The sequence below is a fragment of the Erysipelothrix anatis genome, assembly GCF_009828745.1.
In the GTDB taxonomy this organism is placed as follows: Bacteria; Bacillota_I; Bacilli_A; order Erysipelotrichales; family Erysipelotrichaceae; genus Erysipelothrix; species Erysipelothrix anatis.
The window spans coordinates 1-23,605 of record NZ_WTSX01000011.1 but is presented as its reverse complement, the minus strand read 5'-3'; the positions used below and the strand labels follow the sequence as shown (position 1 = coordinate 23,605).

Sequence of the window (23,605 nt, the reverse complement as noted above, 5' to 3'; positions counted from 1 at the left end):
CCAAATAGTATTATAAACTATTTGTTCCGAATATACACATGTTTCACGTTAGTATCTGGAATTCGTCGTTCTTCAATTTCGAATGCATTCATCGATTTAACGAGTGGTGTTAACTGATGAAAGCCAAAACTACGTGGGTCAAAATCTGGTTGCTTTTTGATGATATGGTTTCCTAAATCACCCATAAAGACATATCCATTATCGTCAGCGAGGTCATTGACCGATTCTGCAATAAGATCGTACAGTTTTTGATCCGCGGTTTGTTGTCCATTTACTGATGGACGTACAGCTGGAACATCTTTCTCAATATTTTCTATATAGACAAATTTATCACACGACGCAATAAATGCAGTCGGTGTCTTTTGCTCACCCATACCGATGACATATTTGCCTGACTCACGCAAACGAACTGCAAGACGCGTGAAGTCTGAATCGCTCGACACAAGACAGAAGCGCTCCACATTTCCTTCATAGAGTATATCCATAGCATCAATAATTAGCGCCGAGTCTGTTGCATTTTTACCTGTTGTATAGGAGTACTGTTGAATCGGTGTAATAGCATGTGATAGCAAATGGCTTTTCCATCCTGATGCAGTTTGACGTGTCCAGTCTCCATAAATTCTTTTAATGGTTGGTGTTCCATAACGTGCGACTTCGCGCAAGACACCACCAATGTTACTATACGGGATATTATCGGCATCGATTAATACCGCAATTCGTTTATCATTTTTTGTTTGCATAGGTTCTACCTCTCTATTTTAAAGATAACGCCATGTTCTGTATTGATTGCGGATACATGGTAACCATAATTCGATGTAACTTTGTGGACAATTGATAAGCCCAAACCAAATTGCCCACCTTCGCCCATTTCATAAGCTTTGAACAACTGTTCAATTTTTCCTTCAGCTATGTGACTTCCATCATTATATACAGAAATCATGTGATCATCGGTTTCAATAACTATTTCTGTTTGTGCGTACCGTAACGCATTATCTAATAAGTTTTCAATCACGACACGCCATGGCTCTTCGGATCCATAGATTAAGCTATTGTCTCCAACAACTACAATACTGACATCTTGGCGCAACTGATTCGATGATACAATTACTTGCTCGATAATTTCCTTTACTTCAAATTCGTGATTCTGATCAATTTGTTCAGACGTTAAATAATCCATTCGGTTTAAAGTTAGTAGATTGTAGACTTTTTTCTCCAAACGATCTGCATGTTCGATAATAACATCGACACTCTTTTCCAGTGTTTCATAAGGATAAACACCATCTTTGATTGCTTCTCCATATGATTTAATGGTTGCGATTGGTGTTTTTAAATCATGAGAAATGTTTTGAATCATTTCTTCTTTAACCTTCTCTTGATGTCGGATAACATCATTCATTTCAACCAACACTTCTGCTAACTGGCCAATTTCATCCTCACGGTTTATAACCAGTGTTGCATCTTCATTCCGTTTTACTTTTTCAATATAGTTTCGAATTACATTGAGGGGGTGAATAATCGACGATACCCAAATTAAGAGAGTCATAAATACCAATGCAATTAATACCATTAAGATATTAACAACACTATTCAACATCATGTCTTTAAATGCATCATTATAGTCGCGAGATATAATGGTCGCAATTGATGCATTTTTTGAAGGGATATTGGTTATTGTATACAATCTTGAATCGGAGTAAATATAATTTACTGAGTCACCATATTGATTATTATCCATTTGGATCTCGATTTGTCTGAGAAGACGCTTATCGAGGGTTTCCATACCATTGGACAAATACTTCCCATCTGGAGTGCTAATAATATGTATCATATTTGGATTGGGAGCGCCAAATAAGTACGGGTCTTCGATATCATTTGTATAATTGTAAATGACATCTTGTTGTTTGAGTTTAATAACATCATAAATCTGATAATCAACGAGAACATCCATGTTCTTCGAAATAGTTCCAAAGATAAAGAATAAAAAGAAAGTCATCGTCAAAACAACAATCAATACTAATTGCTGCGTCAACGATAACTTTCTTATGTACTGCCCGAATTTTTTCACTATCCGAGTCGGTATCCAAAGCCATAAATTGTTTGGATATTAAGATCTGGCATCTTCTTGCGAAGACGGCGGAGTGTATCATCAACAACACGATCTGATCCGAAATAGTTGGTTTCCCACACATGGACAAGAATTTGTTCACGTGTAAAGGCAACACCTCTATTTTTGACAAACAGCATGAGGAGATCGAACTCCTTGGTTGTTAATTCTAATTCATAGTTATCTTTGGATGCTTTTCGTTGTTTTTCATCGATGACATAGCCGTCAACTTCGGTTTGAATATCTTGGCTATAGACACGTTTGATTATATTATTAACTCTTAAAACAAGTTCTTTTGGGGAGAATGGTTTTGTGATATAGTCATCACTTCCTTTTTCAAGCCCAATAATGCGGTCAAACTCTTTATCTCTTGCTGACATGAAAATGACGGGGGTGGATGGATCATGAGATTTTACAAGCTCAATGAGATCATAACCACTCTTGTCATCCAACATAATATCTAATATCCAGAGATGGACATCATCATCTTGCGCATGAATGCGCGCTTCTTCATAGGTAAAATATGAGCGCACTTCGTATCCAGCATTTTCTAGGTAGCTTTTTACAAGTTCATTCAAATCTTTTTCATCTTCAACAATGTTAATAACATGTTTCATAGGATCACCTCTATTGAATAGTTTTGATTACATTCATCATATCATTCACGTAATGATTACACAATTCGTTTGTTTCTGCTTCAACCATTACACGAATCAGTTGTTCAGTTCCGGATGGGCGTACTAAGATACGGCCTGCATCACCAAGTTCATTTGTAATACGTTCAATTGCTGATTGGACATCAGGATGATTCATAATAACATTTTTATCTTCAATTTTTAGGTTTTCAAGGAGTTGTGGGAATTGGACAAAGTCTTTACCAAGGGTTCCTAATGATTGTTGTGCTTTTGCGACAACTTCTGCAATAACAAGAGCGGTTAAAACACCATCACCAGTTGTTGCATAATCTTTAAGGATGATGTGTCCTGATTGTTCGCCACCGAGCTTATAGTCATTTTTAACCATTTCTGCAAAGACGTTCTTATCTCCAACATCAGTCGTGATAATGTTAAGTCCAATCTTTTCACAGCACTTCATAAAGCCAAGGTTAGCCATGACTGTTGAGACCACTGTATCCTCTTTAAGCATCCCTTTATCACGAAGGTATTGACCCAAGATAAAGAGAATTTCATCACCATCGACAAGTTTACCGTGCTCATTAACTGCTAAACAGCGGTCAGCATCTCCATCGAATGCAAATCCCATATCAGCGTTCAGTTCTTTGACTTTTTCGATGAGAGATTCTGGATGTGTTGAACCACAGTTGGTATTGATATTAATACCATCTGGATTTCCATGCATCACTGTAACATTTGCACCTAATTCTTTGAACGCGCGTTCTGCTGATGATGTTGCAGACCCATTCGCAAGATCAAGCACAATATTTAATCCATCAAAGCGTGCGTCAATTAGGCCTTCAGCGTAGCTCAAGTATTTTTCAAGACCTTCATGGTACTCAATAACTTGGCCAATCTCTGCACCTGTCGCGACATCAATAGCGATTTCACCATCAATGTAGGATTCGATTTCTAGCTCTAACTCGTTTGGAATTTTCATACCATTCGATGCGAAAACCTTGAGACCATTGTCATTAAATGGGTTATGGCTTGCGGAAATCATGACACCACCTTCAAAATCACCCTTGCTGACTGTATAGGCTAATGCAGGAGTTGCACATACACCTAACATGTATACATGAGCCCCAGTTGAAGTTGCTCCAGCTGCGATGGCACTTGCAAACATGGTGGAGGACAAGCGTGTGTCTTGTCCAACAACAATGTTTTTTCCTTTATGAAGGTGTCCGAGATATGCTCCGACTTTCATCGCGATCGCGACATCGAGTTTCTCATTCGCATTACCACGAATTCCATCTGTTCCAAAATATTTTCCCATTTTAATCTCCTTCATTTATGACCTAAGCATTACTTGATAATATCTACTGTAATTGTTTCTTTTTCGGGTACGATGCGGTAAACAACTCCTGATTTTGGATAGTTGTATTCTATGAATAATGGTAATTGTTGGCCATCACCCACGACTGCATTGCGTAAATCAATATATACTCGTAAATTTTCGCGTTTGAATTCTTTAATGTTTTCTTCTGTTGAGAAGACTTCGAGTGAAATTACGGCCTGATCAAGTCCGTTAACACTTGGTTTCAGATCGTTCACATTTGAGGTAAAGAGTATTTCTACATTATCAACTTTTTGTGAGACCACTGGTCCAAGTTGAACTTCAATGTTAACTTTAGATACCGTACCATGACGAACACCTGCTGGTAAACTTACAGTTTGTGACAACTTGTTGGTGTCGGATGTCAGTGCCGATGTTGGAATTGGAACACGAACTTCATCGATGTTATCGAGAATTTCTTTTGGTGCATAAATCGTAATTGACTCCGCATCCATCTTCCATTGGCTGACAGCTTTACCAGCTGGCATGTCACCTTCAAAGATTGGACGAATTGGTACGGATTTATATGTTTCGTTAACAGCTACTTTCGCTTTAACCGTTTGTGGAATAATATCGACTTTATCGAGTTTTTCTCCTTTTTGGTTATAAGCGACAATTTGTGCATCGGTTTCAAAGTTCTGTGTTTGACCACTTACATCGATTAATGCTTTTACGAATGCTACTTGATCCAATGTTTCACGTGATCCACGAATTGAAACTTCACGAAGTTCGAGTTCTGGTTCACCCAATACATATTTCGGATTGAGTTTGTCCATATTAATAAAGTCTGATGATAGTTCTTTCTTCTCAGCTTCTTTTGTCATGATTTTGACATTTGCTGTGGATGGTTCAATCATCGTTTTAATGCGTGGAGAAACACCATCAATTTTATATTTAACTTGGTGTGTTCCTTCCGTTAAACCACTTAAATCAAGTTCTACTTTGAGGGCACTGTTGACATTCAAGAGTCCAATATCACTTTGTGATCCAATAAAGGTTACTTTAACTTCTTCGTCAACACCTTTTAATTCATACATTTCTGCATTGTATGTGACAGATACTGGCACAACAACATCTGGTTTTGTATATTCAAGTGGTGCCGTCATGATACCTTGGGAGTTGAATCCGAGGTATACGACAAGGGCAACGGCAAATGCGACAAGTTTACTGTGGCGTGGGTTGAATAGGAAACGGTCAAACCAGTCACTCATCCAACGAAGAACACGCATCGTTCCATTCGCTAATGCTTCTGTTCGTTTTGAAATTTTCTGCGACTTATCAGCGATATACTGCGCAATTTCGACTTTTTCTTCTGAAGAATCAATCGGCTTTTTTTCATCTTTTTTGTTATTGTTACTCATTGTCATTACCTCCTTCCGTTTCTGAAGGGATTACGGTTTCGGATGCCTCTTCTTTGACTTCTTTAACGACAGTCTTTGTATCGGTTACTTTTTTTGTTTTTGTACTTTTGGTCTTTGTTGTTTTTGCAACATCATCCGCTACATCGAGGGTTGTTTCTTCTACTTTTTCAACATCGACATCATCTTTTTTTGTTGTTGATGTTTTTTTCTTGCTTGCTTTTACTTTTGTTGGCGTTTCTTCGATTGTCTCTTCAACGATTGTTTCGATTGGCGCTTCAACTGCTGTTTCGACAGGCGTTTCAAGTGTTGTATCTGGAGTAGCTGATACTTCATCTTCGACTTTGTGTTTCTTAAAGAGTTTTCGAATGGACTCATCCGGTGCCTTTGGTTTTTCCTCGGCTGGTTTTTTCGCAGATTCTGATGCCTTAGGTGTTTCTTCTGTTGCCTTCTTAACTTTTGGTTCTTTTGGCTTACGTTTGAAGATATTCATGAGGCGTGATACATCCATGTTGTCCTCTTGCTCTTCATCAAAATCTTTAATCATGATGTCATCAGCATTGATTTTTTCAATCTTAATTGGATCAATGTTGAGTTTTGACAAGTTTAATCGACGCGCACGACGTGTTGAAACGGCATGACTTACTTCTTTTTCCATATTTTGGATAACAAGATTTAAGTAATCACGTAGGCTGGATTCATCCATTTCACGAAGACGTCCACCTTCCGCAATTGAGATTGTTCCGGTTTCTTCTGAAACAACAATTGTGATTGAGTCTGTCATTTCGGAGATACCAATCGCAGCACGGTGACGTGCACCGTATTTTGTAGGTAAATCAACCGTTGTTGGTGGGAAGTATGCAGATGCAGCAGCAATGCGGTCCCCTTGAATAATTACCGCACCATCATGAAGTGGTGTTGAAGTTACAAATATCGAAGTTAAAAGATCACTTGTGACTGCTGAGTTTAAAACTTTACCAGTTTTAATATAGTCTGTGAGTGAGTGACCTTGTTCAATCGTAATTAAAGCACCTGTCTTACGTTGTGACAGGATTCGTGTTGCTTCGACAAGTTCATCAACAAGGCGTTCTTTTTCATTTCCTGAAAGTGAATGCAATGTTGAGAAAACTGATGTCTTTCCAAGACGTTCGAGCATGTTGCGGATTTCCGGTTGGAAAATAACCACGAATGCAAGTAGTCCGTATTGTAAAGCAATGCCTAATAAGGATGCAGTTGTTGTTAGGTTCATTTTCGTTGCGATGAAGTGCATAACAACAATAAGGATTATTCCTTTAAATATCTGTACTGTTCTTGAATTATTACGAACAATTTTGAGTACGTAATACACGAGAACCCATATAATTAAGAAGTCTGCAACGACTTTTAATTGTTGAATAATCGTCTGTAATGTTTGTAGGGTAAACTCCATAAGTACCTCCCTGGTCTTTTTATTATATCACTTTCGTAATTTGTATATGTACGTCTTATAGAATATCATATTTCACAAACAATATGTGATTTTTTCATGACATTATCATTTAGAACTGGCTCATATAGAGCTTGTGATAGAAGCCTTCTTGAGCCATTAATTCTTCGTGGTTTCCTTGTTCAATCAATTGCCCATCTTTCATGACAAGAATGACATCGGAGTCAATCACCGTTGAAAGGCGATGTGCTACAAAGAAACTGGTTCGTTTTTCCATGATTTTAACAAAGACACTTTGAATATGTTGTTCGGTAACAACGTCCAAACTACTTGTTGCTTCATCAAGAATAATTATTGGTGCATCGACGAGCAGTGCCCGTGCGATTGTAATCATCTGACGTTGCCCTAACGAGATGTTCTTGGACTCTAACGCGATCATCGTGTCATATTGTTTATCGAGACTCATAATGTAATCATGACATCCTGCCTGTTTCGAAACTTCAAACATTGCTTCATCACTGGCATCTACTTTACCGTATTTAATATTGTCTCGAATCGTTCCTTCAAAGAGCCATGGATCTTGAAGTACAATTCCCATTGTATCGCGAATCGACTGTTTACTCACTGATTGTAAGTCAACCCCATCAATTTTAATGCTTCCTGAATCAATGTCATAGAAGCGCATTAAGAGGTTGATCAATGTTGATTTTCCCGCACCTGTAGGACCAACAATCGCCACTTTAGAGAGCGGTTTAATATCGAGACTTAAGTTTTTAATTAAAGGTCTTCCTTCAACATAAGAGAATTGAACATCTTCGAACGAAACAACCTTACCGTCTAGTTTTTGTTCATGATCGTTGTTGCTCTCAAGTGGCTCCTCAAGAATCGCATTAATTCGTTCTAACGATGCACGACCAGCCATTACTTGAGCTACTACCGCACTAAATTCGTTAAAGGGTTTTGAGAACATCATTGAATAGCTAATAAAACTTGTGAGTAGTCCTACTGTTAGTCCCCATTCACGAACTGCAAAAGCACCGACCAAACCAATCAAGAGATAACTAATATTGTTGACAACGCGTGTTGTTGGATTTGTAATTGCCGAAATAAACTGAGCCCGTTCACCGACATCATTCAACTCTGCATTTAGGGCTTCAAATTTAGCAATGGCGTCTTCTTGATGATTGTATGCAAGTAACAGTGTGTTATTGGCAAAGTATTCATTCACCGTACCACTTATTTCACCGGCAATGGCTTGTTGTTTTTTATAAAGTTGCAAAGAGTGTTTTGCGACTAATCGTGATGTTATGTACATAAGGGGTACAAGTGCAATTACAATTACTGTCATCATCACATTGATTGAGAACATAAAATAGGCGGATATAACAACAACAAATATACCTCCGATTAACTGGGTAATCAGTTGATACATACCGTCAAGAATTAATTCACTATCCATTGCAAATCGTGATTGAATATCCCCATGAGAATGGGTATCTAAATAACCGACAGGAAGTTTATTGATGTGCGCAAAGAGCTTCTCACGAAGACTACCAACTACCCCTACTGAAACTTGGTTCGCAAAGAGTGAGACGAGCCATGTAAGTATAAAGTTGGCGCCATAAAGCATTAGCGCAATCTTCAACATTTCCACAACACCAACCATATCGACATTGTCTTTTCCGATCATAAAATCAATCGCTTTCCCTAGATAGAATGGGGTTAATACTAATGTGATTGCTGCTAAAAGCGAGCAAATAATCGTGATACTAAGTAAGAGATAGACTTTCGTTTTTTTCATTTGTCTGACCTCCTTCAGTCTGAATACGGTGAATTGTCGCATACAACTCACTCGCTTGCATGAGTTCATCATGAGTCCCAGATGCAACAATTTTCCCATCATCTAATACGAGAATTTTGTGAGCGTCCATCACTGATGTCGTTCGCTGGCTGACTATAATCTGAGACATTGAGGCATAGTTTTTTGCCAAACTATCGCGTAAATTTCGATCGGTAAGAAAGTCCAAAGCGGAAAAGCTATCATCAAATACAAGAATTTTTGGTTTTTTAGCAAGAGCGCGAGCAATACTTACCCGCTGGCGTTGTCCACCCGAAAGGTTTTTCCCTTCCATTTCGATAACACTATCCAAACCTTTATTGAGAATATCTGCCCCTTGAGCATCAATTAGAGCTTGTGATGCATCGCCTGACCCACCTAACAAAATGTTGTATTCGAGGCTTCCCTTAATAAATTGTGCACTCTGTGATACAAATCCGATATTATCGCGTAAATTTTTAAGTTGATAATCTTGTATCGGTTGGTTATTAATACGGACCGTTCCCTGCGTTGCATCCGCAAATCGTGGAATTAATTTAAGCAGTGTTGATTTTCCACTCCCCGTTAATCCTACAATTCCCATGACTTCACCAGGCTTCAGTTCAAAACTAATCGCTTGAATGACATTTCGTTTTTCTTCAGGGTAGTGATAGTAAACGTCATCAAACTGTAATATCATTGAATCTTTAATTGTTTCAGTTCCTGTGTCACTCACAACAACTTCTGTTTGCATAATGTCACGCACACGAATTGAGGATGTATAGCCTCTGGAGAATATCATCATAATATTCATGGTTACAATTAAAGTCAGGACAAGCTGTGTACAGTAATTAATAACCGCAATAATTTCACCTTGCGTCATGGTCCCCACTTGAATTTCCATTGCCCCAACATAGATAAGAACAACCAGTACGAGATTCATAATTAATGTCGTCACGGGGCTTGATAACGTTGTAATTACACCCACCTTACGTTGATATTTTTCTAACAGTTCATTTTCTTGATCAAATGTTTTCTTAGAATCGTCTTGTTTTGAGAATGCACGAATAATTCGAACACCACTTAACGATTCACTAACTTTTGACACCAATCGATCAAGTTGGGAGGCTGCTTTTTTATGTCCAAACATGGACATAAACATAAATCCAACAACGACAAGTACAAAGAGGGGAAATGATGCTAGCAAGAGTAACGATAGTTTCCCACTAATTGCCGAAAGTGCGACAAGACTCCCAATCATCAAAATTGGGGCGCGAACGCCCAAACGGATAACACGAGCAATCATATCTTGAATCAAGTTTATGTCCGTCGTAATTCGATTGGCAAGTGTTGCGCTGGGGTATAAATCATACGACTCTTTGGAGAATCCCATGATTTTTGCAAAAACTGCCGTCCGAATTCGTCCACCAACACGCTGTGATACGTGGGATGCCAAGTATTGACATACCAATGATGAAATGTATCCAAACAATGTGAGTACAAACATCCAAATAACCATGCGATACACGACATTCATATCTTGGCCTTTGATCCCTTGGTCAACAAGTGTTGCCATGAGTAACGGTAAGATAAGTTCAAATATCGCTTCCACAAGTTTTGCAGTTACAGCTGCAACTGATTTAAATTTATAACCTTTAAAATAATCCATAAGTCACCTTGTTTCTTTCCCAATTATACACCACTTCGGACGTTAAAAAAACTCTATCCCTATGGATAGAGTTTGAATTACCAGCTTCCGCCACCGCTTCCGCCAAAGCCACCGCCGCCGAAGCCGCCGCCACTTCCGAAGCCACCACCGCCAAAGCTACCGCCACCCGAAGATCCTTTCGGTGCAGGAACACTGACCATAGCGCTATTAATTGTATTCATCGAACGACTTAATGTACTCCATAAATAGAGTGATGTGAAGGTCGATGGGTTTGTCGATACATACCAATCCGGTTGTGGGATTGCGATTTTCTCGAATTTTTTAATCCACGTATCAGTTATTCCAAGGACATAAGCATAAGGTAGCACATCGTAGAATATCTCCGGAGATTCCATCGCTAATGCTTTAATACGCTCTTCTTCAGCAACTTTAATGAAGCGCTCAAGTCCTTTAATTTGGCCATACCATCGTGCTCCTTGTGGTGTACGTCGACCTGTATTTGCACCACAATAGACGGTAATTGTATAACTAACAAAAATAATAATCATAAACCCTAAGGTTTTGGCACTGAGCCCTAAAATACTAATGGAACTCAATGCGAGAACAATGACACCTAGTGGAAAGATGAACGATACACCTTTCTTTTGACTGCCATTAATGCCATCAAATGCTAAGAGATAAAAACCTCCTGCTGTGAGTACCAGTATAAGGACACCACCAATGACAGCTGCTAAAAGGAAATCCATCGAATATCCAGAGTCCATAATTGCAAAGGTTCCGTAGCTTGCGGCCATCAGAATTACTGCGCTTAACCCGACAATGAATTTCATAAAGCTGGATTTAGTTTCATAGACTTTCATCTCAGGGTTATGTTTGAAGCGCCCACTGATATTACCAACAGCCTGTGCTACAGTTGCCCCAAAGGTTTCGTTTAGCTCATTTGTTGTGATTTCTTCGCGACCTGCAAATAATGCACCAAACAGGCGGCGTTCTTCTTCATTTTCTGATTCTAATTTCCTAATTTTAGTAAGACGAATATTATCCCCAATAGGATCCAATTCTTCAATGATAAGATATCCTTTAGAAGCCCAATAAATAATCAAAGAAATGATATCTTTGTTGTTACTTGAACCACGATAAATATAGCCTATTTCTCCACTGGATAATCCTTGTGGCGCGCCAAACTCAACCGAGTCAACAACCGGATGTTCAACCCCAAATTTGAAATAGATTGCAATAGCGAGAAGTGCTAATACTACCGCCGCAATCGTTGGATAGATTGTATAGTCAAAAACAGGGTATGTAAAATATCCGTTTGGAACTTCCAACCAAATTGACAAACCTTGCTGATTCAAGGTTTTATCATAAGACCCAGTGATTACATTCCCGTCGACCGTATAATCGACCGGTAAGTTTCGTGTCGTCGCATACAATTGTGGTTCGAGCTCGAATGGTTTTGGCATGGTCACTTTAAATGATGTATGTTCAATTGGGAAATCCCAACCACGACCAACAATATTCCAGTAAAGAATTTGACGATCTACATCTTTGAGTGCACGCGTATGAACTTCATAGGAATATTTGTATTCTTTAGTCCCACTGATATACTCACCTTTTGTTCCAACGCGAATAACTACACCTTCACGGCTTTCATCGGTAGAATATTCATCATCGCTAATCATTTTAAAGTTTTTCATGGGGAAAAAATACGTATTACGATTGCCATCAAAATCCATTTCCATTTCCTGGGGAATGTTTATATAGATTCCTTGGCGCGGCTCTTTAAAATTCATTCTAATGGTTTCTTCAATTTCTAAAACACCATTATCATTAACGTTTATCTCCACATGCATATCTTCTATAATATTTGGATCTTGAGCTGCATGGACCGGTGTACTCCATAGCCCCAAGAGTACAACCATCATGACGAGCATGCGTTTAAAATGTTTCATAGCATTCTCCTTATGTTAAAAAAAGGGAGAATCTCCCTTTTTCTTAAAACTGAACTTTAACGTTTTCGCGTTCTTCCACATTTGTTACTTCGTAAAGTGGTTTCGCTGTAAAGTTAAACATTCCAGCAATAATATTTGATGGGAATGATTCACGTTTCGTATTGTATTGACGTACGGTACCATTGTAGTACTTACGTGATTGTGCAATTTCTGTTTCAATTGTCTTCAATTGTCCCTGTAGATCCATGAAGTTTGTGTTCGCTTTTAAGTCTGGGTAGCTCTCAGTTAATGCGAAGAGTCTTCCCATTACTTGACTAAGGTCACCTTCTGCTTGCATACGTGCTTCTGGAGTTGACGCATGTCCTGCGGCATTACGAGCTGCAATAACACCTTCTAGTGTTTCTGATTCGTGTGCTGCATAGCCTTTGACTGTTTCCACTAAGTTAGGAATTAAGTCATAACGTTTTTTGAGGTAGACATCCATTGTTGAGAATGCTTCTTCCACAAGATTTCTAAGTTTTACAAATCCATTGTATTGCGCAATAGCATAGAATGCCACAATAACAACAATTCCTATTAATACGTATAATCCAATCATATCGGATACCTCCTGTATTACACTAATAGTACATCGTTCGCATTTGATTGTCAATTAAAGGAAAAGAGCCGCTTTCGCGGGCTCTAATACTGACCTTTCATGGCCTTTTGGATATCTCGTTTTTGGCTGCGTTCTTTCTCTGTTTGACGTTTGTCATAGAGATGTTTTCCCTTCGCTAAGGCTATTTGTAATTTTGCACGGCCTTTACTGAGGTGAATGTTCAACGGCACAATGGTGTACCCTTGTAGGGTTTGCCCTTTTTGTAATTTTTCAATTTCATGGCTATGCAAGAGTAGTTTGCGATCTCTAAGTTCGTCGTGATTAAAACGATTCCCCTGTTCATACAAACCAATGTGCATGCCCTTAATCCACGCTTCTCCATCCTTGATGGATATAAACGCTTCTTTTAATTGTACTTTACCGTCACGGATGGATTTGATTTCAGTTCCAAGTAAAACCATGCCAGCCTCAAATTCATCTTCGATAAAGTAATCATGATATGCTTTTCGATTTTTTGCGACGACGCTCATTTGGTTTTCGACGCCCCTTTCGTACTCGTGGTTCAATAAATTCAAAATTCACAACATGCTCCAACATGTCGACGTTCATAAGTTTAACTTTGACTTTCTGTCCAATCGCATAGGTTTTCTTGGTGCGCTCACCAATCATTTTCTGTGCTGTTGCATCGTATTGATAGAAGTCGTCTTTAAGATTGCGAACATGGACCAATCCTTCAACTGTATTTGGAAGTTCGACGAATATTCCGAAATTTGAAACGCCGCTGATGTAACCCATATAGACTTCACCAACTTTATCTTCCATAAATTGTGCCTTCTTAATTTTCTCAACTTGACGTTCAGCTTCAAGAATGGATCGTTCTTTGGATGATGCATGTTTCCCAGCTTCAATTGTGAATTGTTCGTCTTTCGCTTCGTGACGACGATCTTGATGTACGAGATACTTTTTCAAACGTTGGTGCAAGAGTAAATCCGGGTAACGACGGATTGGTGATGTAAAGTGTGTATAGTCTTCCAATGCTAGTCCAAAATGACCTAACGGTTCCTCACTATACTTCGCTTTACTCATCGAACGTAACATTAACTTCGAGACAACTGGCATCTCAGGTTTTCCTTCAAAATACTCAAGGGCTTTTTGAAGTGTCTTGGGGTGAATTTCTTCCAGATTCCCTTTCATGACATATCCTAAGATACGCAGTGTGTGGGACAAATCCTGCATCTTTTCTTTTGATGGGTGTTCGTGGACACGGTATAAAATAGGAATGAAGGCATAACGGGCTTGTTGCGCTACAACTTCATTAGCTGTAACCATAAACATTTCAATCATTTCCTCGGCTTCGCCTGTTTGACGACGGTATATATCTAAGACTCGCCCATCATTGTCAATCACAAACTTACTTTCATCTGAATCAAAACCAATAGACCCTGCTTGTTCGCGTTTGTATTTAAGACGGCGTGCGCATTCCATCATTAAATCTATCATTGGCTGCACACTTCCCAAATCTTGACCTGAGTTAACTTCTTGATAACTCATACGTCGTTTGGAATGAATGACAGATTCATAAATATTATAGTCAAGAATTTCTCCGTTAAACCCAATATCAATTTGGGTTGTCATGGTTAAACGATCAACATTGGGATGGAGGGAACAGATTCCATTTGACAGTACTTTTGGTAACATTGGCACAACACGATCCACCATATAAACGGATGAACTGCGGTTGTAGGCACTTGTCGCAATAGCACTTCCTTCAGGCACATAATGTGCAACATCGGCAATATGTACATACAAGCGATAACCATTCGCAAGTGTTTCCATATAGATTGCATCATCTAAGTCCTTGGCATCTTCACCATCGATCGTGATGACGAACTGATCACGGTGGTCCATACGGCCCTTCGTTTCGTTTTGATCAATACTTTCTGGTACAGCTTTTGCCGCTTCAATGACTTCATCATCAAAAGGTACATCAATACCATACACAAAGAGGACCGAACGCACATCCATTCCGGGCTCATCTGCTTGACCCAACACTGACGTAATCTTTACATGAATGCGATCATCAATTGATGTGATATCCCCAATAACCCGTTGATCAGCCTCAAGGTTATGTCCATTCGCATCATAATCCACCAGTTTTGAAATCTTATTATCATAGGGAACAAAGAAAATACGTTTCCCTTTTTGTTTCATTGTACCTAGAAGGACAGTTCTGTTGCGTTGGAGGGTCTTTCGAATAATTCCATATTGTTTTTCAGCACTCTTAATCTCAACAAGCACTGTATCGGAATCCAAGGCATCTTTAAAATCAGCACTTCCGACATAAATCGAAACTGCTTCATTTTCTACGAATCCAAATGTATCACGGACCGCTTTAAACGTTCCAATCGCATAATGGATATTATCAATGACAAAGACGATGCCCTCATCCAACACAATTTCTTGTGCTTCTATCATTGCTTCTAATTCTTTATTAATCTCTTTTTCGCTTAAATTGAACATTGTTTTGAAGCTCTCTATTAAGACTTCCAATGTTCTCGGTTCTTTTACTTTAATTAAGCCTTCGCGTATTTTATCGTAATGTGTCATCTAACGAAATAAAAACCGCTTATCGCGGTTTCTTATCCTCTTACTGATTTAAAAGTGTAACGATCACAAGTACAATAAATAATGCACCTGAAACAAATGTTGCGTTTGAGAGAACTTTCTCTGCGCCACGCTCTTTAGAGTTTGAAAATAAATCTAACCCTTTGCTTCCTGAGAATGCCCCTGTGAATCCTTCTGTTTTTCCACTTTGTAATAGAGATAAAATAATAATAACCGCGGATACAATAAGTAATAATATTCTTTCCATAATATCGCACCTTTTCTATTTTTCTGTTTATATTCACTCAACATTTTATCAAAGTATCAGGTAAAACACAATGTTTGTTGTTGCGAGACTTTCATTTATAGAAAGACTTTGGTGTTATCAGCTTGACATGGAGTGCACTCTATATCATAAAATCAAGACAGAGGTGACCCTTATGAAAATTGGCGAATTATCAAAACGAACTGGCGTTCGTGTAGACACACTCCGTTTCTACACCAAAGAAAATCTTTTAAGCTATACACAGATGCATCATTATTGGAACTTTGATGATGATCAAATCGTGCTTGTCGAACACATACAATTACTTCGAAGCCTGGGATTTTCGATTCGAGATATCCGTTTTGTCTTCCAGGCGAGTGAGGATTTGCTCGACGGCACCCGTGTAAACCATGAAAACCTTGCTATATATAAGGATTTTTTCGAGGCGAAACAATCTGCCTTACGCATCCAAAAACAACATATCGAAATTGCGGAACAACGCATCAATAAAATACTTGGAAAATTAGACCACATGGCGACTCAGGAGACTTTTTCATTATGAAATACATCCCAATTCTAATCATTGCTGTACTTCACGGCATTTCCGCAATTACGAACGTACGTCTGAACCATATTGGTCCATGGACCATGCTTCTCGGTTCGATACTAATTATTCTTGGTTCAATTCAAGGAATTCGCAACAATACTACAGAATGGTGGCTGTTGCTGGGTGGGATCGTACTTATAATCGATAGTGCTATCTATAACGGGTACAAACAAGGACACATTCACTGGGTTCACCATGGAATTCGTATGATGCTCTGTGTCGTGGCAGTGCTACCACTTTTTCACTAAATTAGAACCTGTTATTCGCAAGCAACAATTTCTAGCTTGATGCGGTCAGGATCTTCAAAGAAAAATGTGTATGCGTCGGCGCCACCGGCGTGTGGGTATGCTTCTGGATACAATTCCACAACACCCATACTACATAAAACATCACGAATACGATCGACATCTTGCGGTGTAGTAACGCCAAATGCAAGATGGTTAAGCCCTATTCGTTTGCGATGATAGCCTGCACTTTCGAACGGCTTTTCCACTTGCACAAAGACGATATACGTCCCATGTTTTCGGTAGCTGAATCCTTTGTCCCACGTTTGATACAACTCATAATCTAGCAGTTTGAACAACTGATCATAAAACAATCGGGTTCGCTGCAAATCATTTACATAAATTTCGAGATGGTGAATCATCGGCACCTCCTTAAACCTTACCTTTTGAGTATAGCATGATATGCGAATTCCTTCCGATTTTACCTCAATATTTGTTATGATAAAGATACTATGGAGGATCGATAACAATGAACTTTAATCATAATGCTATTAAGCGCTTTGGGCGTAGTTACAAGTGGGACGCAATGTTAGAAGCTTTTCCAGAAACTGAAGCAATGGACATCATGCCCTTTACGGTTGCTGAAATGGAATGGCAAACAGACCCCATCATTACGCAAACCCTACAGACTTACCTGGCTGAAGATATATTAGGATATACGAAAGCATCTGAAACGTATACTAAGGCTGTCTGCCAATGGATGCACAAGCACTATCACCTCGATATTCAATGTGATGACATTATCACAACACCAGGTGTCATTACTGCGATTAAAATGGCTTTAGAGGTTATGACAACTGAAGGTGATGGGGTTATTTTATTGACACCTGTCTACCACTCTTTTTTCAAGATGTTGGAAGCAGTTCATCGCATTCCAGCGACATCGGACCTTATCAATCACAACGGTATCTACAGTATTGATTTTGAAGATCTTGAAGCGAAGTTTAAAGACCCTGCAAATACTGTCATGATTATGTGTCATCCTCATAATCCAATTGGCCGTGTTTGGACACGCAATGAGCTTGAGCGCATCCACGCGCTTAGCCTACAATATAATGTCCCAGTAATTTCTGATGAAATTCATGCCGACTTAACACTCTCTGGACACCAACATGTGAGTTATGGGACTCTTGACCCACAGGCTATCATCTGTACATCGGTCAGCAAGACTTTTAATCTCGCAGGATTAAAAATTTCTAATATTATTATTAAAGATGAACGACTTCGTCACCAATTCGTCAATCATGGCGAGCGCTACGGAACCATTGGAGCAAATGCGCTTGCGATTCAAGCTGCTGAAGTTGCATATCGAAAGGGACAACCTTGGTTAGATCAAGCCCTTCAGGAAATTGAAGCAAATGCCGCAATTGTTTCCGATCGTTTTGCCGCAACTGATATTATTGTTTCTCCCCTTGAGGCAACATATCTTATTTGGATGGATTTCCGAGAAGTCATAAAAAAAGACCCTACGTTATTACAACGACTAGAGTCTGAAGCGTATTTCTTTGCAAGCGATGGTGAGGCATTTGGTGCCAACGGTGCAGGATTCCTACGAATGAACCTTGCAGGCCCACAACGATACATCGTCGAAGCATGTGACCGTGTCTTAGATATCGTAAACAAACTCTAAGATGTCACGAGGCTGACATTTCAATTCTGTACAAATCGAATTCAAAGTCGTGAAGCGAATTGCCTTCACCTTTGAATTTTTTAATTTCGAAAGATTGACCTCAGAAATTTGGGTTCGCTCTGAGAGTTCCCGCAGTGTCATTTTACGATCTGCCATGACCCGATCTAACCTAACAATAATCATAAAAACCCCTCCTCTTTAACAAAGTATAGCATAAGTTTAATTTTTATCGTTAAATATTTAACTTTAAAGTTTGTGAAATGATGTACTAACGATTTACACCCGAGATTTGATAGCCTTTTTATTTTTAATTATTTATGATAGATACATTAGGGAGGGTCGCACTACATGACTAACATAATTATCTTAAAACGTGACAACCAAAAGGCCAAATTTAATGGTGAAAAGATTGCAGTTGCAATCAAAAAAGGCTTTGACTCATTAGAGTCTGACAAGTATAGCGGCGATGATGTTAACCACGTCTATAATGCTGTATTGACGCAAATCGAAGAACTATCTAAACGTGAAGAGTATATCTCGATTGAACACATTCAGGATTTAATTGAGCGTGAATTGTTGCGTCAAAACTTTACGGATGTTTACGAGTCCTTTGCGTCCTATCGAAACCGTCGTAACGAATCCCGTAAGATTTTTATTTCAAAACAACACAAATTTCTGAAAGCGATTGAAAAATTGAACCAAAAAGAAGCCATTGATAATGACGATAAACGTGAAAATGCCAACGTTGATGGAAACAGTCCAATGGGCATGATGCTCCAATTTGGCTCGACCATTTCTAAAGAATTTGCGAAAGCCTATCAAATGGATGAAGATTTTTATGAAGCCCATGACTCTGGTCAAATTCATATTCATGATATGGACTTCCTTCCAATGGGAACAACTACCTGTAACCAAATCAACCTCGAACAACTTTTCGAAAATGGATTCTCAACAGGACACGGTCATCTCCGTTCGCCACGAGACATTATGTCGTATACCGCACTTGCAGCTATTGCGATTCAATCAAACCAAAATGATCAACATGGTGGACAAAGTATCCCTGCCTTTGATCATTACATGGCGCCTGGCGTCCTCCTCACTTTCAAGAAGCAACTCAAACAACGTGTTTATGACTTCCTTGAAATTGCCGATTTACTTGAAGCTGCCGATATTAAAGGCATCATTAAACATATCGACAAATTAGATTCACTCACAATTGACACCAAAGATTTCAGTAAATTCGTTAAAGATGACGAAAAGTCTCTTCAAATTATTGATAAAGCGTATGATAAAGCGCTACGTGTTACAGACCGTATTACCTTCCAAGCCATGGAAGCATTTATCCACAATTTAAATACCATGCATTCACGTGCAGGTGCACAAGTACCATTTAGTTCAATAAACTTTGGTACAGATATTACTCCTGAAGGTCGGATGGTTGTCGAGAATTATCTTAAAGCACTCGACAAAGGTCTTGGAAAAGGCGAAACACCAATTTTCCCAATTGCCATTTTCAAAGTAAAAGAAGGTGTTAACTACTTCCCAGAAGATATTAACTATGATCTTTTCAAACTTGCTATTAAAGTTTCCGCTAAGCGTCTATTCCCTAACTTCTCATTCATCGATAGTCCCTTCAATAAACAATATTATAAAGAAGGCCGCTATGAAACAGAGATTACGTATATGGGATGTCGTACCCGTGTCATGAGTGATATCAATGACCCCGAAAACGAAGAAGTAATTGGTCGTGGTAACCTGAGCTTTACCTCCATTAACCTTGTTCGCTTAGGAATCAAACACGGAATTCTTACGCATGAAACTCCAGACATTGAAGGCTTCTATGAAGAATTGGATCACCTCATTGATCTTACAAAGTATCAACTTCTTGAACGTTACCGTATTCAATGTGGAAAATCAGTCGCAAACTTTAAGTTCTTATTAGGACAAGGCGTTTGGAAAAACTCAAAATCACTAAAACCAAAAGATAACTTACATAAAGTATTGAAACATGGATCGCTCGCGTTTGGATTCATCGGACTTGCTGAATGCTTGAAAGCATTAATTGGGCAACATCACGGAGAAAGCGCAGAAGCACAGCGTCTTGGATTAGAAATCATTCAACATATGCGTGATCGTGCCGATGCCTTTACCGAAGAAACACACCTCAACTTCTCATTAATTGCAACACCTGCTGAAGGTTTATCCGGACGTTTCGTAAGTATTGATCGTTCGATTTTTGGAAGTATCGAGGATGTAACAGATCGCTCCTTCTACACCAATTCATTCCATGTACCCGTTTATTATGACATTTCAATCAAAGACAAACTCGCAATCGAAGCACCGTATCACGCACTCACAAACGGCGGTCACATCAGTTATGTGGAACTCGATGGCGATACGACACAAAACCTTGAAGCATTTGAGGAAGTTGTACGTATGATGCACGATTCTGAAATCGGTTATGGTGCGATTAACCACCCGGTAGATCGTGATCCAGCATGCGGTTATACTGGAATTATTAATGACGAATGCCCAAGCTGTGGCCGTCACGAATCTGAGGGAGATTACGGTTTCGAACGCATCCGTCGTATCACCGGATACCTCGTCGGAACACTGGACCGTTTCAATGATGCGAAACGTTCAGAAGAAAGTGAACGTGTAAAACATAGTCTATGAACATAAGACTTTCATCCTTCATTTCAGATTCAATTGTTGATGGGGAAGGCATCCGTTCTGTAATTTTCACACAAGGATGTCCTCATAATTGCCCTGGTTGCCACAATCAAAAATCGATACCGTATGATGGTGGTGAACTTATCGCAGTTGAAGATGTGATTACTCAAGTTTTAGATGCTAATCTTGGTAAAGTTACATTTTCCGGCGGTGAACCCTTTATTCAAGCAGAGGCATTGTATCTAATTGCAAAAAGACTCAAAGAAGAAGGGTACAACCTTTGGTCCTACACAGGTTTTAAATATGAAGCCCTTATGCGACATCAAGATCCTTATGTTCAAAAATTCCTAGGCTGTTTGGATATTCTAATTGATGGACGGTTTATGATTCGTAAGAAAAGCATGGCTGCACTCTTTCGTGGTTCGTCAAATCAACGAATTATCGATGTCCCACAATCTCTTGCAGCTGGAAAAGTTGTTGTCTCAACAGTCTTTGTTGATCCCGTTGAGGATGAATCAGACCGAGATCATGATATCTTTATTTAACACTCCTTCGGGAGTGTTTTTATATAAGAAAAGACATCCGAAGATGTCTTTTAACGTGTTTCTGTGAAACGCTCACGAAGTACCGCGATTTTTTCTGCTGTTAATCCATACTCTGCTTCGAAGTATGCATCATAAGTTCCATGCTTTGCTTTGATAGTATCAAGTGCTGCATTTAAGTACGAAGGTTTCACAATTAAGCCTGGCATTTTGTGATATAAAGTTTCAATGCTACGACCATATTTCAAGCGACGGACTTCGTTCTCCACAATCGCATCAAAGGCTTGAATTGATTTCAAGAAATCAAAGAGGACATCTTCTTCACTCATTCCAAGCGCTAACTGAATGAGTGCCGTACCAACACCTGTCCGATCTTTACCTGCTGTACAGTTATGAAGATAAGGAACTGAATTATCTTCTTGAAGTATTTTGAAGACATTGATGTATGCCGGATTATCAAATACTAATTTAGTATAGAAGACTTCCATATCTTCCGATGACAATGCTGTGTAGGGAAGATTCTTATCATCTTCAAAACCGCCAAGATGTTCTGATGCCGAAATAGTATAAACTTTCTTAGCAAACGTTTCGCGAAGTTCGTCGCGATCAAGTTCGCTCACTTCTCGGTAGTCACATAAGTTTTGTATATTTAACGAACGGATATAGTCACGATCTTCCTCAGTGAGATCACGATACGACCCACAACGGAAAAAGATTGCTTCTTTAATAAAACGGCCATCCTGTGTCGGATACCCACCAAAATCTCTAAAATTGATTAATTCACTTTTCATAGAAAACCTCCAAGTTGTTTCAAATTGTATCATAATTTATCCAAATTAACCTAAATTTAACGAATCATTGACGAAAACTAGATACTTAAAGGATAGTATAATACCAAGAGCGCATGCTCGGCAAGTACCTAGGATCTCCATCACTGGTATTTGAGAACGGCCAGCCTAGACCACTGAGCCCTCATTGAGGTCATTACGACCTCTTTTTTTATGAGCGAAATGTCTATGCAAGGATTGCCTTTGTGCTACAATCTTTGAAAAGGAGGATACATGATGTCCAATACAACACAAAAAATTTATTTAGCTGGTGGTTGCTTCTGGGGTGTGGAAGAATACTTTAGACGCCTCAAAGGTACAGTGAATACCAAAGTTGGATACGCCAACGGTATCCGTGATGGTGTATCGTATCGCGACGTGTGTTCAGGTACAACTGGACATACAGAAACGGTCGAACTTGTTTATAATCCCACTATTCTTCCATTAAATGCAATTATTGACCACCTCTTCCGAATTATCGACCCAACATCCATAAACCGCCAAGGCAATGACATTGGTACTCAATATCGTACCGGTATTTACTATACTGATGATAACGACCGAAACATTATAGAGACGACAATTGCGACGCTTGCATCATCTATTGATGGTCCACTTGCAGTTGAAGTTCAGGCTCTCGAAAACTTTACAATCGCGGAAGATGAGCATCAACTTTATCTAAATGTAAACCCTGGTGGGTATTGCCATGTTGACTTTAGTGTCGCAAATGCCGATGAGTTGAAAGATAATTATATAAAGTAAGGTATATTTTTCACAAAGTAACGTTGAAACGTTGCTTTTTTTATTGTTTTAGACCATTTTTAATAAATTATTATCAAACCATAGTCATTTGTTATGTTTTCTCTCAAATATTGTGTATAATAATCATGTAAGTTAAATCGTATCTAATGTTTTGGTAGGCGTTAGAACAATAACTTTCGGAAGTCTTATAATAATATCCATGTAAGTGCCATTACATGCATAATAGAATCAATCTCCAATTGAACTTCCGCTTAGTCTATCTTCTTCATATCAATCTCTATTGATAGACTAACTATAAAAGCAAGGAGTCGAACTCCTTTTTTTATGTCACGACATAAAAAGAAACCCTCTATTGGAACTGACCTAGTTCCTTGGGACTCAAGAAAAAACCTCTTGTAAACGAATTATTGTAAAATGATTCAATACGGGAGGTTTTCTTATGGGAACACGGATTATGCATAGTTATGAGATAAAAATG

General features: G+C 38.9%; 22 protein-coding genes. 6 read left to right on the top strand and 16 right to left on the bottom strand.

Going from position 1 to position 23,605, the window contains the following annotated elements; translation table 11 throughout:
- Positions 1-17: 17 nt before the first annotated feature.
- The 13 genes from GVV19_RS08345 to secG all read right to left on the bottom strand — a co-directional run bounded on the left by GVV19_RS08345 (position 18) and on the right by secG (position 15,805).
- Positions 18-740 carry an NYN domain-containing protein gene (locus GVV19_RS08345; protein WP_159634407.1) on the bottom strand — a complete coding sequence of 241 codons (723 nt, stop codon included), beginning with the start codon at positions 738-740 and terminating at the stop codon, positions 18-20.
- Positions 741-745: 5 nt separating this feature from the next.
- A complete protein-coding gene (locus GVV19_RS08340) occupies positions 746-2,029 on the bottom strand; it encodes a sensor histidine kinase (RefSeq protein ID WP_236262174.1) in 1,284 nt (427 codons plus the stop codon).
- A 35-nt stretch (positions 2,030-2,064) separates the two neighbouring features.
- Positions 2,065-2,721 carry a response regulator transcription factor gene (locus GVV19_RS08335; RefSeq protein WP_159634410.1) on the bottom strand — a complete coding sequence of 219 codons (657 nt, stop codon included), beginning with the start codon at positions 2,719-2,721 and terminating at the stop codon, positions 2,065-2,067.
- Between the two features lie 10 nt (positions 2,722-2,731).
- Positions 2,732-4,054 carry a phosphoglucosamine mutase gene (gene glmM / locus GVV19_RS08330; protein WP_159647009.1) on the bottom strand — a complete coding sequence of 441 codons (1,323 nt, stop codon included), beginning with the start codon at positions 4,052-4,054 and terminating at the stop codon, positions 2,732-2,734.
- 29 nt (positions 4,055-4,083) lie between these two features.
- Positions 4,084-5,475, bottom strand: a complete 1,392-nt coding sequence (locus tag GVV19_RS08325; RefSeq protein ID WP_159639729.1) for a CdaR family protein — start codon at positions 5,473-5,475, stop codon at positions 4,084-4,086.
- Positions 5,468-6,901: a diadenylate cyclase CdaA gene (gene cdaA / locus GVV19_RS08320; protein ID WP_159647007.1), complete on the bottom strand. Its 1,434-nt coding sequence runs from the start codon at positions 6,899-6,901 to the stop codon at positions 5,468-5,470. The genes GVV19_RS08325 and cdaA overlap by 8 nt, the downstream gene beginning before the upstream one ends.
- 109 nt (positions 6,902-7,010) lie before the next feature.
- Entirely contained in the window at positions 7,011-8,699 is a 1,689-nt protein-coding gene (locus GVV19_RS08315) for an ABC transporter ATP-binding protein (protein ID WP_159647005.1), read from the bottom strand.
- The gene (locus GVV19_RS08310; protein ID WP_159647003.1) at positions 8,668-10,383 is read right to left on the bottom strand and encodes an ABC transporter ATP-binding protein; all 1,716 of its coding nucleotides are present in this window, start codon (positions 10,381-10,383) and stop codon (positions 8,668-8,670) included. Before GVV19_RS08310 ends, GVV19_RS08315 begins: the two co-directional genes overlap by 32 nt.
- A gap of 77 nt (positions 10,384-10,460) precedes the next feature.
- Positions 10,461-12,335: a DUF2207 domain-containing protein gene (locus GVV19_RS08305; protein WP_159647001.1), complete on the bottom strand. Its 1,875-nt coding sequence runs from the start codon at positions 12,333-12,335 to the stop codon at positions 10,461-10,463.
- 43 nt (positions 12,336-12,378) lie between these two features.
- Positions 12,379-12,933 (bottom strand): LemA family protein, encoded by a 555-nt coding sequence (locus GVV19_RS08300; RefSeq protein WP_159634431.1) that lies wholly within the window; start codon positions 12,931-12,933, stop codon positions 12,379-12,381.
- Positions 12,934-13,016: 83 nt separating this feature from the next.
- Entirely contained in the window at positions 13,017-13,463 is a 447-nt protein-coding gene (smpB, locus tag GVV19_RS08295) for an SsrA-binding protein SmpB (protein ID WP_159634434.1), read from the bottom strand.
- Positions 13,426-15,540, bottom strand: coding sequence for a ribonuclease R (gene rnr, locus GVV19_RS08290; protein ID WP_159646999.1), 2,115 nt, complete (start codon positions 15,538-15,540; stop codon positions 13,426-13,428). The genes smpB and rnr overlap by 38 nt, the downstream gene beginning before the upstream one ends.
- Before the next feature lie 40 nt (positions 15,541-15,580).
- The gene (secG, locus tag GVV19_RS08285) at positions 15,581-15,805 is read right to left on the bottom strand and encodes a preprotein translocase subunit SecG (protein ID WP_159634440.1); all 225 of its coding nucleotides are present in this window, start codon (positions 15,803-15,805) and stop codon (positions 15,581-15,583) included.
- A gap of 172 nt (positions 15,806-15,977) precedes the next feature.
- Between secG and GVV19_RS08280 the strand changes: the two genes are divergently transcribed.
- Positions 15,978-16,364, top strand: a complete 387-nt coding sequence (locus tag GVV19_RS08280; protein WP_159639735.1) for a MerR family transcriptional regulator — start codon at positions 15,978-15,980, stop codon at positions 16,362-16,364.
- Positions 16,361-16,657 carry a hypothetical protein gene (locus tag GVV19_RS08275; protein ID WP_159646997.1) on the top strand — a complete coding sequence of 99 codons (297 nt, stop codon included), beginning with the start codon at positions 16,361-16,363 and terminating at the stop codon, positions 16,655-16,657. Before GVV19_RS08280 ends, GVV19_RS08275 begins: the two co-directional genes overlap by 4 nt.
- Before the next feature lie 11 nt (positions 16,658-16,668).
- Here the strand turns inward: GVV19_RS08275 and GVV19_RS08270 are convergent, their stop codons facing one another.
- The gene (locus GVV19_RS08270) at positions 16,669-17,055 is read right to left on the bottom strand and encodes a VOC family protein (RefSeq protein WP_159646995.1); all 387 of its coding nucleotides are present in this window, start codon (positions 17,053-17,055) and stop codon (positions 16,669-16,671) included.
- Between the two features lie 107 nt (positions 17,056-17,162).
- Here GVV19_RS08270 and GVV19_RS08265 point away from each other — a divergent pair, with 107 nt between their 5' ends.
- Positions 17,163-18,323 carry a MalY/PatB family protein gene (locus GVV19_RS08265; protein ID WP_159646993.1) on the top strand — a complete coding sequence of 387 codons (1,161 nt, stop codon included), beginning with the start codon at positions 17,163-17,165 and terminating at the stop codon, positions 18,321-18,323.
- On the opposite strand, the gene GVV19_RS08260 is transcribed toward GVV19_RS08265, so the two are convergent.
- On the bottom strand, positions 18,300-18,506 hold the full coding sequence (locus GVV19_RS08260) for a helix-turn-helix domain-containing protein (protein ID WP_236261678.1): 207 nt from the start codon (positions 18,504-18,506) through the stop codon (positions 18,300-18,302). The genes GVV19_RS08265 and GVV19_RS08260 overlap by 24 nt on opposite strands.
- A gap of 165 nt (positions 18,507-18,671) precedes the next feature.
- Between GVV19_RS08260 and GVV19_RS08255 the strand changes: the two genes are divergently transcribed.
- Together GVV19_RS08255 and nrdG are read left to right on the top strand one after the other, a co-directional pair.
- Positions 18,672-20,999, top strand: a complete 2,328-nt coding sequence (locus tag GVV19_RS08255; protein WP_159639739.1) for an anaerobic ribonucleoside triphosphate reductase — start codon at positions 18,672-18,674, stop codon at positions 20,997-20,999.
- Positions 20,996-21,541, top strand: a complete 546-nt coding sequence (nrdG, locus tag GVV19_RS08250) for an anaerobic ribonucleoside-triphosphate reductase activating protein (RefSeq protein ID WP_159634458.1) — start codon at positions 20,996-20,998, stop codon at positions 21,539-21,541. Before GVV19_RS08255 ends, nrdG begins: the two co-directional genes overlap by 4 nt.
- Positions 21,542-21,591: 50 nt before the next feature.
- Here nrdG and GVV19_RS08245 read toward each other — a convergent pair whose 3' ends face one another.
- Positions 21,592-22,329, bottom strand: coding sequence for a tyrosine-protein phosphatase (locus GVV19_RS08245; protein WP_159639740.1), 738 nt, complete (start codon positions 22,327-22,329; stop codon positions 21,592-21,594).
- Between the two features lie 273 nt (positions 22,330-22,602).
- Between GVV19_RS08245 and msrA the strand changes: the two genes are divergently transcribed.
- The gene (msrA, locus tag GVV19_RS08240; RefSeq protein WP_236262339.1) at positions 22,603-23,127 is read left to right on the top strand and encodes a peptide-methionine (S)-S-oxide reductase MsrA; all 525 of its coding nucleotides are present in this window, start codon (positions 22,603-22,605) and stop codon (positions 23,125-23,127) included.
- Positions 23,128-23,605: the final 478 nt, after the last annotated feature.

What these genes read in the sequence shown, in the direction of transcription:
- GVV19_RS08345 (WP_159634407.1), bottom strand. Translation starts at nt 740, where the DNA reads ATGCAAACAAAAAATGATAAACGAATTGCGGTATTAATCGATGCCGAT.
- GVV19_RS08335 (WP_159634410.1), bottom strand. Translation starts at nt 2,721, where the DNA reads ATGAAACATGTTATTAACATTGTTGAAGATGAAAAAGATTTGAATGAA.
- glmM (WP_159647009.1), bottom strand. Translation starts at nt 4,054, where the DNA reads ATGGGAAAATATTTTGGAACAGATGGAATTCGTGGTAATGCGAATGAG.
- GVV19_RS08325 (WP_159639729.1), bottom strand. Translation starts at nt 5,475, where the DNA reads ATGAGTAACAATAACAAAAAAGATGAAAAAAAGCCGATTGATTCTTCA.
- cdaA (WP_159647007.1), bottom strand. Translation starts at nt 6,901, where the DNA reads ATGGAGTTTACCCTACAAACATTACAGACGATTATTCAACAATTAAAA.
- GVV19_RS08315 (WP_159647005.1), bottom strand. Translation starts at nt 8,699, where the DNA reads ATGAAAAAAACGAAAGTCTATCTCTTACTTAGTATCACGATTATTTGC.
- GVV19_RS08310 (WP_159647003.1), bottom strand. Translation starts at nt 10,383, where the DNA reads ATGGATTATTTTAAAGGTTATAAATTTAAATCAGTTGCAGCTGTAACT.
- GVV19_RS08305 (WP_159647001.1), bottom strand. Translation starts at nt 12,335, where the DNA reads ATGAAACATTTTAAACGCATGCTCGTCATGATGGTTGTACTCTTGGGG.
- GVV19_RS08300 (WP_159634431.1), bottom strand. Translation starts at nt 12,933, where the DNA reads ATGATTGGATTATACGTATTAATAGGAATTGTTGTTATTGTGGCATTC.
- smpB (WP_159634434.1), bottom strand. Translation starts at nt 13,463, where the DNA reads ATGAGCGTCGTCGCAAAAAATCGAAAAGCATATCATGATTACTTTATC.
- rnr (WP_159646999.1), bottom strand. Translation starts at nt 15,540, where the DNA reads ATGACACATTACGATAAAATACGCGAAGGCTTAATTAAAGTAAAAGAA.
- secG (WP_159634440.1), bottom strand. Translation starts at nt 15,805, where the DNA reads ATGGAAAGAATATTATTACTTATTGTATCCGCGGTTATTATTATTTTA.
- GVV19_RS08280 (WP_159639735.1), top strand. Translation starts at nt 15,978, where the DNA reads ATGAAAATTGGCGAATTATCAAAACGAACTGGCGTTCGTGTAGACACA.
- GVV19_RS08275 (WP_159646997.1), top strand. Translation starts at nt 16,361, where the DNA reads ATGAAATACATCCCAATTCTAATCATTGCTGTACTTCACGGCATTTCC.
- GVV19_RS08270 (WP_159646995.1), bottom strand. Translation starts at nt 17,055, where the DNA reads ATGATTCACCATCTCGAAATTTATGTAAATGATTTGCAGCGAACCCGA.
- GVV19_RS08265 (WP_159646993.1), top strand. Translation starts at nt 17,163, where the DNA reads ATGAACTTTAATCATAATGCTATTAAGCGCTTTGGGCGTAGTTACAAG.
- GVV19_RS08260 (WP_236261678.1), bottom strand. Translation starts at nt 18,506, where the DNA reads ATGATTATTGTTAGGTTAGATCGGGTCATGGCAGATCGTAAAATGACA.
- GVV19_RS08255 (WP_159639739.1), top strand. Translation starts at nt 18,672, where the DNA reads ATGACTAACATAATTATCTTAAAACGTGACAACCAAAAGGCCAAATTT.
- nrdG (WP_159634458.1), top strand. Translation starts at nt 20,996, where the DNA reads ATGAACATAAGACTTTCATCCTTCATTTCAGATTCAATTGTTGATGGG.
- GVV19_RS08245 (WP_159639740.1), bottom strand. Translation starts at nt 22,329, where the DNA reads ATGAAAAGTGAATTAATCAATTTTAGAGATTTTGGTGGGTATCCGACA.
- msrA (WP_236262339.1), top strand. Translation starts at nt 22,603, where the DNA reads ATGTCCAATACAACACAAAAAATTTATTTAGCTGGTGGTTGCTTCTGG.